At 72.4% G+C, this 14106-nt stretch carries 12 protein-coding genes; 4 read left to right on the top strand and 8 right to left on the bottom strand.

Going from position 1 to position 14106, the window contains the following annotated elements:
• Nucleotides 1–15: 15 nt before the first annotated feature.
• The 4 genes from ACQP09_RS20860 to ACQP09_RS20845 form a co-directional block, all read right to left on the bottom strand.
• Nucleotides 16–681 carry an imidazolonepropionase-like domain-containing protein gene (locus ACQP09_RS20860; protein WP_433401863.1) on the bottom strand — a complete coding sequence of 222 codons (666 nt, stop codon included), beginning with the start codon at nucleotides 679–681 and terminating at the stop codon, nucleotides 16–18.
• 7 nt (nucleotides 682–688) lie between these two features.
• Nucleotides 689–1888, bottom strand: coding sequence for a cyclic dehypoxanthinyl futalosine synthase (mqnC, locus tag ACQP09_RS20855; protein WP_433401861.1), 1200 nt, complete (start codon nucleotides 1886–1888; stop codon nucleotides 689–691).
• A gap of 71 nt (nucleotides 1889–1959) precedes the next feature.
• Entirely contained in the window at nucleotides 1960–3921 is a 1962-nt protein-coding gene (locus ACQP09_RS20850) for a protein kinase domain-containing protein (protein WP_433401859.1), read from the bottom strand.
• A gap of 225 nt (nucleotides 3922–4146) precedes the next feature.
• Nucleotides 4147–5025, bottom strand: a complete 879-nt coding sequence (locus ACQP09_RS20845; protein ID WP_433401857.1) for a menaquinone biosynthetic enzyme MqnA/MqnD family protein — start codon at nucleotides 5023–5025, stop codon at nucleotides 4147–4149.
• A 285-nt stretch (nucleotides 5026–5310) separates the two neighbouring features.
• Here ACQP09_RS20845 and ACQP09_RS20840 point away from each other — a divergent pair, with 285 nt between their 5' ends.
• Nucleotides 5311–5514, top strand: a complete 204-nt coding sequence (locus ACQP09_RS20840) for a cold-shock protein (protein ID WP_003967102.1) — start codon at nucleotides 5311–5313, stop codon at nucleotides 5512–5514.
• Between the two features lie 156 nt (nucleotides 5515–5670).
• Nucleotides 5671–6510, top strand: a complete 840-nt coding sequence (locus tag ACQP09_RS20835; RefSeq protein WP_433401855.1) for a MerR family transcriptional regulator — start codon at nucleotides 5671–5673, stop codon at nucleotides 6508–6510.
• Nucleotides 6511–6574: 64 nt separating this feature from the next.
• Here ACQP09_RS20835 and ACQP09_RS20830 read toward each other — a convergent pair whose 3' ends face one another.
• Nucleotides 6575–7795, bottom strand: coding sequence for an amidohydrolase family protein (locus ACQP09_RS20830; RefSeq protein WP_433401853.1), 1221 nt, complete (start codon nucleotides 7793–7795; stop codon nucleotides 6575–6577).
• A 359-nt stretch (nucleotides 7796–8154) separates the two neighbouring features.
• Between ACQP09_RS20830 and ACQP09_RS20825 the strand changes: the two genes are divergently transcribed.
• Nucleotides 8155–11118 (top strand): AfsR/SARP family transcriptional regulator, encoded by a 2964-nt coding sequence (locus ACQP09_RS20825; protein WP_433401851.1) that lies wholly within the window; start codon nucleotides 8155–8157, stop codon nucleotides 11116–11118.
• A gap of 204 nt (nucleotides 11119–11322) precedes the next feature.
• Nucleotides 11323–11505, top strand: a complete 183-nt coding sequence (locus tag ACQP09_RS20820) for a hypothetical protein (RefSeq protein ID WP_433401849.1) — start codon at nucleotides 11323–11325, stop codon at nucleotides 11503–11505.
• Nucleotides 11506–11667: 162 nt separating this feature from the next.
• Here the strand turns inward: ACQP09_RS20820 and ACQP09_RS20815 are convergent, their stop codons facing one another.
• The 3 genes from ACQP09_RS20815 to ACQP09_RS20805 all read right to left on the bottom strand — a co-directional run bounded on the left by ACQP09_RS20815 (nucleotide 11668) and on the right by ACQP09_RS20805 (nucleotide 14012).
• Nucleotides 11668–12063: a hypothetical protein gene (locus ACQP09_RS20815; protein ID WP_433401848.1), complete on the bottom strand. Its 396-nt coding sequence runs from the start codon at nucleotides 12061–12063 to the stop codon at nucleotides 11668–11670.
• Entirely contained in the window at nucleotides 12063–12356 is a 294-nt protein-coding gene (locus ACQP09_RS20810; RefSeq protein WP_433401846.1) for a hypothetical protein, read from the bottom strand. Before ACQP09_RS20810 ends, ACQP09_RS20815 begins: the two co-directional genes overlap by 1 nt.
• A gap of 84 nt (nucleotides 12357–12440) precedes the next feature.
• Nucleotides 12441–14012, bottom strand: a complete 1572-nt coding sequence (locus tag ACQP09_RS20805) for a FadD3 family acyl-CoA ligase (RefSeq protein WP_433406687.1) — start codon at nucleotides 14010–14012, stop codon at nucleotides 12441–12443.
• Nucleotides 14013–14106: the final 94 nt, after the last annotated feature.

The raw sequence follows: 14106 nt of genomic DNA, 5'->3' as shown, positions 1-14106 counted from the left end.
CGCTGCGGAGTCGGCTCAGCGGGCGCGGTGCACGAGCCGCCCCGCGAGCACCGTCGCCACGCAGTGCCGGGCCCCGCCCGCGCGCAGCGCCGCCTCGTCGGCCACGTCGAAGACGGCGAGGTCCGCGCGGCCGCCCACGGTCAGCGGGCCATGGGCGGTGGCGGCCAGGTCACCGCCCGAAACCGCGAAAGGATCCAGGTCCGGCGGGCCCGCGGCGTTTCCGGGCGCCTGGACCTGGACCAGCCCCGACCGGGCGAGCGCCGTCCGCAGCGCCGGGTCCTCCGCCCCGAACGGCCCCACCACCTGCGTGGTCCCGTGCCGCAGCATCCGCTGGAGCCCGCGCCGTACGCTGCCCGCCCGCCGGGCCGCGTCCACCGTCGCCGCGAGCCGCTCGAACTCCTCGCCCCACAGCGGCAGTTCACCCAGCTCGTCGGCCTCGCGCGGGTCCGGGTGGTAGCAGCGGGTGAGCAGCTCGCGGGCCCGGTCCTGGCGGAGTCCGGGCGTGAGGAGACCGGGCCAGCGGCGGACCCGGGCCGCCGGGTGCGCGGCGACGACCTCCTCGTACGGACCGATGGCGGCGATCCGGTCGCCGTCCACGACCACCGCGCCGCCACCGGCACCCTCCCCAACGGCCGCCGCGCCGACCGGAAGGACCAGCGGCGCGGCGTGAATCGTCAGCATGAATACGTCAGTTGGCGTTGAGGAGCTTCAGCTCCGGGTGGGCCGTGCCGCCCGCGATCGCGGTGGAGGAGATGTGCGAGACCACGCGCTCGTCGACCGGGTCGTTCGCCGGGTCGTCGTGCACGACGAGGTGCTCGTACGTGGTGGCGCGCTGCGCCGGGACCCGGTCCGCCTTGCGGATCAGGTCGATGATCTCCAGCCGGTTGGACCGGTGCTTGGCGCCGGCCGAGGAGACCACGTTCTCCTCCAGCATGATCGAGCCGAGGTCGTCCGCGCCGTAGTGCAGCGACAGCTGGCCGACCTCCTTGCCGGTGGTCAGCCAGGAGCCCTGGATGTGGGCCACGTTGTCGAGGAAGAGCCGGGCGATGGAGATCATCCGCAGGTACTCGAAGAGCGTGGCCTGCGTGCGACCCTTCAGCTTGTTGTTCTCCGGCTGATAGGTGTACGGGATGAAGGCGCGGAAGCCGCCCGTACGGTCCTGGACGTCCCGGATCATCCGCAGGTGCTCGATCCGCTCGGCGTTGGTCTCGCCGGTGCCCATCAGCATGGTGGAGGTGGACTCGACGCCGACGCCGTGCGCGATCTCCATGATCTCCAGCCACCGCTCACCGGACTCCTTGAGCGGCGCGATGGCGGTACGCGGCCGGGCCGGCAGCAGCTCGGCGCCCGCGCCCGCGAAGGAGTCGAGACCGGCGGCGTGGATCCGGCTGATGGCCTCCTCGGCGGAGACCTTCGAGATCCGGGCCATGTGCTCGATCTCGGAGGCGCCGAGGGAGTGGATCACCAGCTGCGGGAACGCCTTCTTGATCGCGGAGAAGTGCTCCTCGTAGTACTCGACGCCGAAGTCCGGGTGGTGGCCGCCCTGGAACATGATCTGCGTCCCGCCGAGCTCGACGGTCTCCGCGCAGCGGCGCAGGATGTCCTCGATGTCCCGGGTCCAGCCCTTGGCCTTGTCCTTCGGCGGCGCGTAGAAGGCGCAGAACTTGCAGGCCGTCACACACACGTTGGTGTAGTTGATGTTGCGCTCGATGATGTACGTCGCGATGTGCTCCGTACCGGCGTAACGGCGACGGCGTACGGCGTCGGCGGCCGCCCCCAGCGCGTGCAGCGGCGCCGAGCGGTAGAGGTCGAGCGCCTCCTCCGGAGTGATCCGACCGCCCTCGGCGGCTCGGTCGAGGACGGGCTGGAGATCGGCCTTCTCGGTCACCGGGCTGTCACCTTTCGGCGGTTTTTTGAGGATCCTCGGACCGATCCAGCGTACGCCAGCCCCGTGCGCCGTCAGCCGCCGGACCGGGTGAGGTCGCCGTACGGGAGGCCCGCGCCGCGCTCCTCGGAGCGGTAGCCGAGCGTTCCGTCGGCGGCGAGGCGGAAGACCAGGTCGGCCTCGGTGGTGGTGCACAGGCCCGGGGTGCTGGGGCGGTCCGGGTCGGTGCGCTCGCGGACCTTGAGCTCGCGCGCGGTGCCGGAGGTGAGGGTGCCGACGCTGTTGCAGGTGACGGTGATGCCGAGCTGGGAGATCGTGGTGGACATCCGGACGACCTGGGTGCCCTTCCCGCCCTCGGTGAAGACCGCGGTGAGCGTGCCGTGCGGCTGGCCGCTCGTCTGCTCGGTGAGCGGGCCCTCCCAGGTGCCGACGAACGCCTCCGGCACCTCGCTCACGGCGGGCTCCTCCTCATCGGCGGGGCCGGAGGTGGCCGGGGCCGGGTCCTGGGAGGCCGTGGCGGGGGCGGACGGCGACGGGGTGCCGGCCGCGGTGTCGCTTCCCTTCCGCCCGTCCGCGTCGCCGCCCGGGAAGAAGCCGTCGAGCAGGCCCGAGCCGAGAGCGACGACCACGAACGAGCCGGCCACGGCCAGCGCCACGGTGCAGCTCACCCGGCGGCTCCGGCGCGCGCCGGAGCCTGCGCCGGTGCCGGTACCTCCGCCCGTGCCTGCGCCCGTGCTCGTCCGTGCGTCGGCGCTGACGGTGACGGAGAACCTGGGGTCATGCGGCCGCTGCCCGGGAAGCCCGACGCTGGGCGGCACGCCGGGCGGGGGCGGGGTGTCGGGTGCGTGGACGAGCGGCGGACCGAAGACCCCCAGGAGGCCGGATCCTGTGGAGCTGTCGGGGCCGGTACGGGGATCGGCGCCGGATCCCGTACGCGAGTCGGAGCCCGATCCCGTACGCGGGTCGGAGCCCGATCCTGTACGAGGGTCGGCGCCGGATCCCGTACGCGGGTCGGAGCCCGATCCCGTACGGGAATCGCGTCCCGGGCCCTCGTGCTGGTCCGCGCCCGGCCCTCCGCCGAACCCCGCCCCCAGCGACGCGCTGCTGAACGGCACCGGGCCCGAGCCCGTCGGCGCGTCCTGCGGTTCCAGGTCCAGCAGCGCCACCGCCGACCGGCTGACCTCGCCCACCAGCCGGCCCGGCAGCCACCCCGCCGCCACCATCGCCGCCGCCCCGTCCGGAGCCAGCGTGCGGGCGAGGTCGGCCGGGGCGGGCCGCGCGTCCGGGTCCTTGGACAGGCACCCGGCGACCACCTCGCGCAGCTCGCCCTCCAGGTCGCCCAGCTCCGGCTCCTCGTGGACCACCTTGTAGAGGAGCACGGCGGAGGAGTCGCCGGAGAAGGGGGCCGCGCCGGTCGCCGCGTACGCCAGGACCGCGCCCAGCGAGAAGACGTCCGCCGCACCGGAGACGTCCCGGCCGCGGATCTGCTCGGGCGCCATGTAGCCGGGTGAGCCGACGGAGACACCGGTGGAGGTGAGCGAGACCGTGGCGCCGAGGGCCCGGGCGATGCCGAAGTCGATGAGGCGGGGGCCGTCCAGGGCGAGCAGCACGTTGGAGGGCTTCACATCGCGGTGGACGATGCCCTGGCCGTGGACGACGTGGAGGGCTTCGGCGAGACCGGCGCCCAGGGTGCGGACCGCGTGCTCGGGCAGCGGCCCGTGCTCGGTGATCGCCTGGGAGAGCGGCGGCCCGGCGACGTAACCGGTGGCGACCCACGGCACCGGAGCGTCCGGGTCCGCGTCCAGGACCGGCGCGGTCCACTGCGCGCCGATGCGCCGCGCGGACTCCACCTCACGCCGGAACCGGGCGCGGAACTGCTCGTCGAGCGCGAAGTGCGGGTGGACCACCTTGACCGCGACCGTGCGGCCGCCGGCGCTGCGCCCGAGGTAGACCCGGCCCATGCCGCCCGCCCCGAGCCTGCCGAGCAGCCGGTAGGCACCGATGGTGTGCGGTTCGCCCGCTTCCAGCGGCTGCATATGCGCTCCCCCTGAGAACCGTGTGGCTGGGAGTCCTGCGGTCGGTCCGGACTCGGACCGAAGCCTAGGGGGCGCCACCGGCGCGGTCACCGGGAAACGGCCGGACCATTCCCCCTTCTCCGGGCAGGAGGGGATGATTTCGCCCCGGGGAAAGGCGCGAATGCGTTGTTCGGCAGACCCTCCCCCAATTCCCCTGCCCCGGAACCGGAAAGGGAATTCGCCCATTCAGCCGCCGAGCAGCTCCACGCGTACATCCGCCGGGTACCCGGTGTCCGCGCCGGTCCGGCGGGCGAACTCGCGGACGCCGGCCAGCTGGTCCGGCCCGAAGCGGAAGTCCAGGGTCGTGAAGTACCGCTCCAGCACCTCCGCGTCGAAGGCCTCCCAGCGGGCCGCCTGCTCCGCGACCTTGGCGACCTCCTCCAGCGAGAGGTCCCGGGAGGCGAGGAACGCCTCGTGCACCTTGGCGGCCGTCTCGGGGTGCGCGGCCAGGAAGTCCTTGCGGGCCGCCCAGACGGCGAAGACGAACGGCAGCCCCGTCCACTCCTTCCACATCTGGCCCAGGTCGTGGACCTGGAGCCCGAGGCGCGGCGCGTCGTGCAGGTTGGCGCGCAGGGCCGCGTCGCCGATCAGGACGGCCGCGTCCGCCTCCTGCATCATCAGCCCGAGGTCGGGCGGGCAGGTGTAGTAGTCGGGCCGAACCCCGTAGCGCTCGGCGAGCAGCAGCTGCGCCAGGCGTACGGAGGTGCGCGAGGTGGAGCCGAGCGCGACCCGGGCCCGGTCGAGCTGCTCCAGCGGGAGCTGCGAGACGATCACGCAGGACATGACCGGCCCGTCGCAGCCGACCGCGATGTCCGGGAAGGCCACCAGGTCGTCGGCGTTGCGCAGGTACTCCACGAGGGTGACCGGCCCGATGTCCAGGTCACCCCGGACCAGCTGCTCGCTGAGCCGCTCCGGGGTGTCCTTCGAGAGCTCCAAATCGAGCAGGGTTCCCGTACGCGCCAGGCCCCAGTAGAGCGGCAGGCAGTTCAGGAACTGGATGTGGCCGACGCGGGGCCGGCTGCGACGGTCGTCGCCTTCGCGGGGGGAGACGGTTGAATTGTCCACATCGCGAGGCTAGACCCGCATCCGGCCACGAGCACCACCGGGGCCCGCGCAGCCCCCTTTTCACACGCCTCTCGCCGTCGCCCGGCGGGTCGATCAAACCTTCGGGTGAAGTGATCTTTCCCTCTACCGCTCCCCGGAGACCGCGTGCTAGGCTCGCCCGCAAGTTGCAGTTTGGTTTCCCTTGCAGTACAGAGCCTGCGGAGCATGTAACCCGCAGGCTTTTGTAGTTTTCAGACTTGTTTGCAGGTTCTGGAGCAGGGCAACCCTTTGGCCCAAGGAGGGCTTATGGCTACCGGAACCGTCAAGTGGTTCAACGCTGAAAAGGGCTTCGGCTTCATCGCCCAGGACGGCGGCGGCCCGGATGTCTTCGTTCACTACTCCGCGATCAACGCGTCCGGGTTCCGCTCCCTCGAGGAGAACCAGGTCGTGAACTTCGACGTCACTCAGGGACCCAAGGGTCCGCAGGCTGAGAACGTCACCCCGGCCTAGTTGCCCGGGTCGGCCGATCGCGGCCGCACATAGCAGTACCCAAGGAGCCCCGCTCCCCCGTCTCGGCGGAGGAACGGGGCTCCTGCCTGTTTCCGGGCCGCGCGGACCGTACGCCTTGACCTTCACCCCGTGTGAAGGCGTGCAGTGGGAGCCATCATGTTCACCATCGGAGACTTCGCCCGGTACGGGCGGGTGTCGCGGCGGATGCTGCGCCACTACGACGCCATCGGGCTGCTGCGCCCGGACCGTACCGACCCCGCCACCGGCTACCGCTTCTACGGAGCCGCCCAGCTCGCCCGCCTCAACCGGATCATCGCGCTGAAGGACCTCGGCTTCACGCTCCAGCAGGTGCGGGCCGTCCTGGACGAGCAGGTGGACCCGGAGGAGCTGCGCGGGATGCTGCGGCTGCGCCGGGCGGAGCTGGCGGAGGCGGTGGCGGCCGCGACCGCGCGGCTGGCCCAGGTCGAGGTGAGGCTCCGGTCGATCGAGAGCGAGGGGCACATGCCTGCTGATGACGTCGTGTTCAAGACCGTTCCGGCGGTCCGGGTGGCCGAGCTGACCGGGACGGCGGCCGGCTATGAGCCGCAGGACATCGGGCCGGTGATCGGGCCGCTGTACGAGGAGCTCTTCCCGCTCCTGGAGGGCGCCGGCGTCCGGCCGACCGGTCCCGGGATCGCCTGGTACGAGGACGCCCCGCACGGCTCTGCCGACGGCGGCGGCGCGATCGTCGTGCACGCGGGGGTGACGGTGTCGGCGCCGGTGGGTCCGGTCGCCGGTACCGGCGTACGGGTCGTGGAGCTGCCCGCGTTCGAGGCGGCGACGATCGTGCACCGGGGCGCGATGGACGACGTACTGCCGACCGCGCAGACCCTGGCCCGCTGGCTGGACGCCCATGGCTACCGCTCCACGGGGTACGCCCGCGAGGTCACCCTGGAGTGCCCGCCGGAGCGGAGCGGGTGGGTGACGGAGCTGCAGGAGCCGGTGGCGAAGGGCTGACGCCCGTCGGCACGTCGGCCCGTCGGTACAGGGAGGGGCACCCCTCCCCGTACACACGTGCCCTCTACGCCCCCGCCCAGAGCCCGTCCTCCGTCAGCCCCAGCAGCTCGATCGCGTTGCCGCGCACGATCCGGTCCACGACGTCCGGCGCCAGGTGGCCCATCTGCGCCTCGCCGACCTCGCGGGACTTGGGCCAGGTGGAGTCGGAGTGCGGGTAGTCCGTCTCGTACAGGACGTTCCCCACGCCGATCGCGTCCAGGTTCTTCAGGCCGAAGGCGTCGTCGAAGAAGCAGCCGTAGACGTGCTCCGCGAACAGTTCGGACGGCGGGCGGTGGACCTTGTCGGCGACGCCGCCCCAGGCGCGGTTCTCCTCCCAGACGACGTCGGCGCGTTCCAGGATGTACGGGATCCAGCCGATCTGGCCCTCCGCGTACATGATCTTCAACCCCGGGAAGCGCTCGAACTTGCCGCTCATCAGCCAGTCGACCATCGAGAAGCAGCAGTTGGCGAAGGTGATGGTGGAGCCGACGGCGGGCGGGGCATCGGCGGAGGTGGACGGCATCTTCGACGAGGAGCCGATGTGCATGGCGATGACGGTCCCGGTCTCGTCGCAGGCGGCGAGAAACGGATCCCACTCGTCCGTATGTATGGACGGAAGTCCGAGATGAGGAGGTATCTCGGAGAACGCCACCGCGCGCACGCCCCGCGCCGCGTTGCGCCGGACCTCGGCGGCGGCCAGCTCCGCGTCCCAGAGCGGGACGAGGGTGAGCGGGATGAGGCGGCCGTGCGCCTCGGGGCCGCACCACTCCTCCACCATCCAGTCGTTGTACGCGCGCACTCCGAGCAGCCCCAGCTCGCGGTCGTTCGCCTCGGTGAACGTCTGGCCGCAGAAGCGCGGGAAGGTCGGGAAGCAGAGCGCGGACTGGACGTGGTTGACGTCCATGTCGGCGAGGCGCTCCGGGACCGAGAAGGAGCCGGGACGCATCTGCTCGTAGGTGATGATCTCCAGCTTGATCTCGTCCCTGGCGTAGCCGACGGCGGTGTCCAGGCGGGTGAGCGGCCGGTGCAGGTCCTCGTAGACCCACCAGTCGCCCACCGGCCCGTCGTCGCCCTTCGCGCCCATCACGGGCGCGAACTTTCCGCCCATGAAGGTCATTTCCTTCAGCGGTGCGCGGACGATGCGCGGGCCGGAGTCCGCGTACTTGGACGGGAGCCGGTCCCGCCAGACATGAGCGGGCTCCACCGTGTGGTCGTCCACCGAGATGATCTTCGGGAAGGTCTCCATGCGTTCCACGGTAGCGCCGATCTGACGAACCGTCAGCTAGCGTGCACGGAAGCATGCACTGAAGCGTGCGCGGAAGCGTGCACGGATGGGACGCGGCCACGGTTCCCGAATCGTTGTCGAGGGCTTGTGCAGAGCGTCACCCACTGCTGACGCGCCCGCCCGCGACAAGGCAGACTGTTGAGCGCGATACCAGCGGTACCGAGCAATCCGGATGTACACCGCACGTCGACGGACTCGCGGGCGGACCGACGCGCAGGCGGACGACCGGGCACGAACGGGCGGGGCATCCGGAGACGGGCACCACCGGCAGGCCCCGCTGACGAGGCCGGGCCGGCAGGCGAGCAGGACAGGGGGCATCAATGGACCGTGACCACGGGCCACGCGTGCGCGTACCGGAGCAGCGCGCTCCGGAGGAACCGGGGGCCGCCGACTCCCTCAGGTTCACCGTCCTGGGTCCCGTACGGGCATGGCGCGGCGCCGAGGCGCTCCCTTCCGGCTCACCGCAGCAGCGCGCGCTGCTCGCCGCCCTGCTCCTGCGCGAGGGCCGGACGGCCACGGCGGGCGAGCTGATCGACGCGTTCTGGGGCGAGGACCCGCCCTCGCAGGCGAAGGCCACGATCCGTACGTACGCCTCACGGCTCCGCAAGATCCTGGGCCAGGAGACCCTGGTGAGCGAGTCCGGCGGGTACGCGCTCCGGACCGGGCGCGGGGCGCTCGACCTCACGCTGGCGCAGGATCTGGCGGTCGAGGCCGAGAAGGCGCGCGCCGGCGGGAACCGGCTCCAGGCGCGCACGCTGATCAACAAGGTGCTGGGCCTGTGGGACGGCGAGGCGCTGGCGTCCGTGCCGGGGCCGTACGCGGAGAACCAGCGCACCCGGCTGGAGGAGTGGCGCCTCCAGCTCACCGAGGCGCGGCTCGACCTGGACCTGGAGGTGGGCAGCCACGCGGAGGCCGTCTCCGAGCTGACCGCGCTCACCGCCGCCCACCCGCTGCGGGAGCGCCTGCGCGAGCTGCTGATGGTGGCGCTGTACCGCAGCGGCCGGCAGGCGGAGGCGCTGGCGGTGTACGCGGACACCCGCCGGCTCCTCGCCGAGGAGCTGGGTGTCGACCCGCGCCCCGAACTGGCCCAGCTCCAGCAGCGGATCCTGCGGGCCGACGAGGAGCTGGCCCGTCCGGCGGACGAACCGGCGCCGGCGCCCGCGCCGTTGAAGCCCGCGCAACTTCCGGCGACCGTGCCGGACTTCACCGGCCGGGACTCCTTCGTACGGGATCTGGGCGAGCAGCTCGCCACCGCCGAGGGGTCGGTGATGGCGGTCTCCGCGCTGGCCGGGATCGGCGGCGTCGGCAAGACGACGCTCGCCGTCCATGTGGCGCACCAGGCCCGCCCGCACTTCCCGGACGGACAGCTCTACGTCGACCTCCAGGGCGCGGGCGCGCGGGCGGCGGAGCCGGAGACGGTGCTCGGCTCGTTCCTGCGGGCGCTCGGCACGGCGGACTCGGCGATCCCGGACACGCTGGACGAGCGGGCCGCGCTCTTCCGCTCGACGCTGGACGGCCGCCGGGTCCTCGTCCTCCTGGACAACGCCCACGACGCCGCCCAGATCCGCCCGCTGCTGCCCGGGACGCCGGGGTGCGCGGCCCTGGTGACGAGCCGGGTGCGGATGGTCGACCTGGCCGGGGCGCATCTGGTGGACCTGGATGTGATGTCGCCGGACGAGGCGCTCCAGCTCTTCACCCGGATCGTCGGCGCGGAGCGGGTCGGCGCGGAGCGGGAGGCGGCGCTCGACGTGGTGGCCGCGTGCGGGTTCCTGCCGCTGGCCATCCGCATCGCCGCCTCGCGGCTGGCCGCCCGCCGCACCTGGACGGTCTCCGTCCTCGCCGCCAAGCTGGCGGACGAGCGCCGCCGGCTGGACGAGCTCCAGGCGGGCGACCTCGCGGTGAAGGCCACCTTCGAACTCGGCTACGGCCAGCTGGAGCCGGCCCAGGCCCGCGCCTTCCGCCTGCTCGGCCTCGCCGACGGCCCCGACATCTCGCTGGCCGCCGCGGCCGCGCTGCTCAACCTGGAGCCGCACACGGCGGAGGACCTGCTGGAGGCGCTGGTCGACACCTCGCTCCTGGAGTCGGCCGCACCGGGCCGCTACCGCTACCACGACCTCGTACGCCTCTACGCGCGTGCGTGCGCCGAGCGCGACGAACAGCCGCCGGTGGAGCGCGAGTCGGCGCTCTCGCGGCTGCTGGACTTCTACCTGGCCACGGCGGCGGGGGTGTACGCGCTGGAGCGGCCGGGCGAGCGGGTCCTGGACCACTTCACCCGGACCGAGTACCCGGGCTTGGTGTTCCCTCTCCGGGAGACCGCTCTCGACTGGCTGTTCACCGAGTCGAGCGGACTCCTGGCCTGCGCCCGCCAGTCGGCCGCCATCGGGATGCCCAAGCGCGCCTCGGACCTCCTCATGGCCGTGGTCGACCTCGGGGAGTCCGGTGCGAACTCGCATCAGTTCGCCACCGCCGCCAAGGCCGTGAGCGATGCGGCCTGCGCCGCCGGTGAGGCGCAGGCCGAGGCCAGGGCCCGTACGATGCTGTCGCACGTGCACAGCGTCTCGGGGCGGTTCGCCGAGGCCGACGAGGAGGCCAGCCGGGCCCTCGCCCTGGGGCAGCTGGCCGACGACGCGGTCTCGCTGGGCCAGGCCCCCAATCAGCGGGGCATCATCGCCCTGTACGAGAACCGGCACGATGACGCCGAGGCCCATCTGACCCAGGCCATGGCCGCGTTCCGCGCCGACGGGAACAAGCCCGGAGAAGCGGCCGCCCTGTGCAACCTCTCCCGGGTGCACCTGGCCACCGGCCGGACCACCAGTGCCGTGCACCTCGCTCAGCAGGGCGTCGCCATCTACGAGGGTGACGCCACCGACCTGGCTCTGCGGCTGGCCAACGGGAAGTACGCGCTCGGGCTGGCGCTCATCGGCAGCGAGCAGATGTCCCGGGCCCGCGACGCCCTCCTGGAGGCGCTGCAGATCTTCCGGGAGAGCCGGCAGCAGCTCTGGCACGGGATGACCCTCTTCCGGCTGGCGGAGCTCCACCTCGCCGAGCAGGACGGGGCTCAGGCCGCGGCCCACGCCGAACAGGCACTGGCCGTACTCCGCGGCATCGGCGGGGACTGGCGCCGCGCCAACGTCCTGGCCGTGCTCGGCCGCAGCCTGACGGCCATAGGGCAGACGGATCGGGCGCAGGTCTGCTGGGGCGAAGCTCTGGCGATCTTCGACGAGTTGCGATCGCCCGAGGCGGCCTCGGTACGCGCCCTGCTGAACCCGGCGGGTGTGAACTGAGGCCGCGGGCCACGTTCATCATTCGTTTATCGCCGACCGACAGTCTCTGACTCATCGATCCGTCGCGTCGGGGGGCAGACGGATCGGCTTGCGGCCTCACCACTAGGGTGAACGGCCCTGGAGGGCCTGCCCGGCAGTCCACGGGGGAACAGCCGGGCAGGCCCCGCCCGATCATCACGTCACCAATTTCAGGAGTTGACTGACATGGCCGCCAACAAGGACAACCTCAAGCCCAACGGGGACGCGCACGCCACGGGCGAGGACATCACCACGCAGGACGCACACGCCACGACCAAGCCGGTGACGAAGCTCGGCGACGCCCACGCGACCGGCGGGCCGCTGGGCAAGCTGGGCGACGCCCACGCCACGGGCGAGCCGGTCAAGTAGACCTTCACCACGGGTCCGGGGGGACACGGGGGACGTACGGGGGTACGTACGGGGGAGCGGCCACGGTGGCGTGGAGGGGGAGCCGTCGCGGCCGTCGTACGCAGAGGGGCCCGAGCCTGGGGATGGGCTCGGGCCCCTCGGGCATGTGCGGGGTGGGCGCGGCTACAGGGCTCGGACCTGCACCCGGGGCGCGCACAGTTTGGTCAGGTCGTCGGCGTCGGAGGTGAAGACGACGGCGGGGCCCCGCTGCCGGTTCGCGATCGCGGCAAGGATCGCGCCCATGGCGTACTTGTGGCCGTGCAGGCCCGTCTCCCGCAGAAGCAGAATCGCCTCCTCCGCGATCCCCTTGGTGACGGGTTCGACGACCACACCGGACATCGCCCAGTCCCACACCGGGCGCCGGATCTTGCTGTGACAGGCCTCGACCAGGGTCGTCGAGCTGGTCACCACACGGATACCCGCCCCGTGGGCGTCCTTGAGGCGGCTCTTCATGTCCGCCGTGCCGAGGGCCGCCCGTGAGAGGGCCTCGCAGTCCAGTACGTACGAGATCTCCGGCATCAGGCAGCCGCCGCGTTCCGGCGCTCGGCCCCGGCCGGTGCCCGGTCGGCCGCCTGGTCCGCGAACCACTGCTCGATCTCACGCCGCTCGGCCTCGGCGGCGGCCAGGTCCGCGTCGGTGACAGGGCCGTACTCGCCCTCCAGGCGCTCCACCAGCTCCCCCAGCCGGTCATGCTCACGCTGGCGCTCCACGGCCCGCGTGACATACGCGCTGAAGGCGCCCGGGCCGACCTCCGCCCGGATCTCCTCCGCCAGCTCCTCCGGCAGGGTGACCGTGTATTTCTTGGTTGCCATACTTACGACCATACTGCCGCGTCGCGGCGACGGCCCCCGCCCGTTCACCCCATCCGGTGAAGCCGAACGAACATCCCACAGCCCCTATCCCCTCCCCCGCAGCTCCCCCTTCACCACCTTGCCGCTCGCGTTGCGCGGGAGTTCCGGGACGAACTCCACCGCCCTCGGCACCTTGAAGTTCGCCATCTCGCGGCGGGACCAGGCGATCAGGTCGTCCGCCGTCACCGTGGCGCCCCGGCGGCGGACCGCGTACGCCTTGCCGACCTCGCCGAGGCGTGGGTCGGGGACGCCGACGACCGCCACGTCGGCGATGTCCGGGTGGAGGCCGAGGAGCTGTTCGATCTCGGCCGGGTAGGCGTTGAAGCCGCCCACGATGAACATGTCCTTGATCCGGTCCGTGATCCGCAGGTTGCCCGTCTGGTCCAGGACGCCGACGTCGCCGGTGCGGAGCCAGCCGTCCGGGGTGATGGTGGCGGCCGTGGTGTCGGGGTCCTCGAAGTAGCCGGTCATCACGTTGAAGCCCCGGACCTGGATCTCGCCGGGCTCTCCGGGGCCGGCCAGGACGCGGACCTCGGTGCCGGGGATCGCGCGGCCGGACGTGGTGGCCACGGTCTCCGCCGGATCGCCCCGGCGGCACATGGTGACGATGCCGCTCGCCTCGGAGAGGCCGTACGCCGTGAGGACCGTGGGGACGTGGAGTTCGGTGCGCAGGCGTTCCACCAGGCGGAGCGGGACGACCGCCGCACCCGTGACCACCAGGCGCAGGGCGGTCAGGTCGTGGGCGTCACGGGCCGGGTGGTCCAGGAGGGACTGGTGGAGCGTGGGCGGGCCGGGCAGGACGGAGATGCGTTCCGCCGCGATGTTCGCCAGCACCGTGTCCACGCTGAACACCGGCTGCGGGACCATCGTGGCCCCGCGCATCAGGCAGGCGATGATCCCCGCCTTGTAGCCGAAGGTGTGGAAGAACGGGTTGACGATGAGATAGCGGTCGCCTTCGCGCAGGCCCGCCAGCTCGCTCCAGATCGCGTACGCGCGCAGCGTCTGCGCATGCGTGATCACCGCACCCTTCGGGGCGCCCGTGGTGCCCGAGGTGTAGATGATGTCGGAGGGGTCCGAGGGGCGGAGGGCGTCGGCCCGTTCCCGTACGGCCTCGGCCGGTACGTCCTCGCCCGCCGCCAGGAACTCCGGCCAGCTCGTGTAGTCCTCCGGGGCCGCGTCCGCCAGCACCACCACCCGCTCCAGGTCCGGCAGCTTCACCTCGGCCCGGCGCAGGGACGCCACGTACGAGGTGCCCAGGAACGTGCCGGTGACGAAGAGCAGCCTGGCCCGGCTGCGGCGCACGATGTGCGCCGCCTCCGTGCCCTTGAACCGGGTGTTCAGCGGGACCAGCACCGCGCCCGCGCTCACCGCGCCGAGCGCGGAGACGATCCAGTCCAGCGTGTTCGGCGCCCAGATCGCGACCCGGTCGCCCGGCTCCACCCCGGCGGCCATGCACGCGGCGGCGGCGCGCTCCACCCGGGCGCCGAGTCCGGCGTACGTGAGGCGGGTGCGGCCTTCGACCACCGCTTCCGCCGATCCGTACCGCCGCGCCGCCTCCCGTACCAGCCCCGGAATGGAGTCCCACTCCTCGTCGCCCCACTCCTCGTCCCCTCGCATCACGCGCCCGCCTTCCTGCCGCCGCCGCACTAGCTGACTATCCGTCAGATTAGCGGTAGCCTCTGCCGCTGTCAGCAGGCGCGGGAGTGCGGGA

Source organism: Streptomyces sp. CA-146814 (genome assembly GCF_050942385.1).
GTDB lineage: Bacteria > Actinomycetota > Actinomycetes > Streptomycetales > Streptomycetaceae > Streptomyces.
The sequence above is the reverse complement of the archived record's forward strand: the minus strand, read 5'-3'. Positions and strand labels throughout refer to the sequence as shown.

Bases quoted from the DNA above. Each gene is read 5' to 3' on its own strand.
- ACQP09_RS20830 (WP_433401853.1), bottom strand. From the start codon at position 7,795: ATGGAGACCTTCCCGAAGATCATCTCGGTGGACGACCACACGGTGGAG.
- ACQP09_RS20805 (WP_433406687.1), bottom strand. From the start codon at position 14,012: ATGCGAGGGGACGAGGAGTGGGGCGACGAGGAGTGGGACTCCATTCCG.
- ACQP09_RS20840 (WP_003967102.1), top strand. From the start codon at position 5,311: ATGGCTACCGGAACCGTCAAGTGGTTCAACGCTGAAAAGGGCTTCGGC.
- ACQP09_RS20810 (WP_433401846.1), bottom strand. From the start codon at position 12,356: ATGGCAACCAAGAAATACACGGTCACCCTGCCGGAGGAGCTGGCGGAG.
- ACQP09_RS20835 (WP_433401855.1), top strand. From the start codon at position 5,671: ATGTTCACCATCGGAGACTTCGCCCGGTACGGGCGGGTGTCGCGGCGG.
- ACQP09_RS20825 (WP_433401851.1), top strand. From the start codon at position 8,155: ATGGACCGTGACCACGGGCCACGCGTGCGCGTACCGGAGCAGCGCGCT.
- ACQP09_RS20820 (WP_433401849.1), top strand. From the start codon at position 11,323: ATGGCCGCCAACAAGGACAACCTCAAGCCCAACGGGGACGCGCACGCC.
- ACQP09_RS20850 (WP_433401859.1), bottom strand. From the start codon at position 3,921: ATGCAGCCGCTGGAAGCGGGCGAACCGCACACCATCGGTGCCTACCGG.
- ACQP09_RS20815 (WP_433401848.1), bottom strand. From the start codon at position 12,063: ATGCCGGAGATCTCGTACGTACTGGACTGCGAGGCCCTCTCACGGGCG.
- ACQP09_RS20860 (WP_433401863.1), bottom strand. From the start codon at position 681: ATGCTGACGATTCACGCCGCGCCGCTGGTCCTTCCGGTCGGCGCGGCG.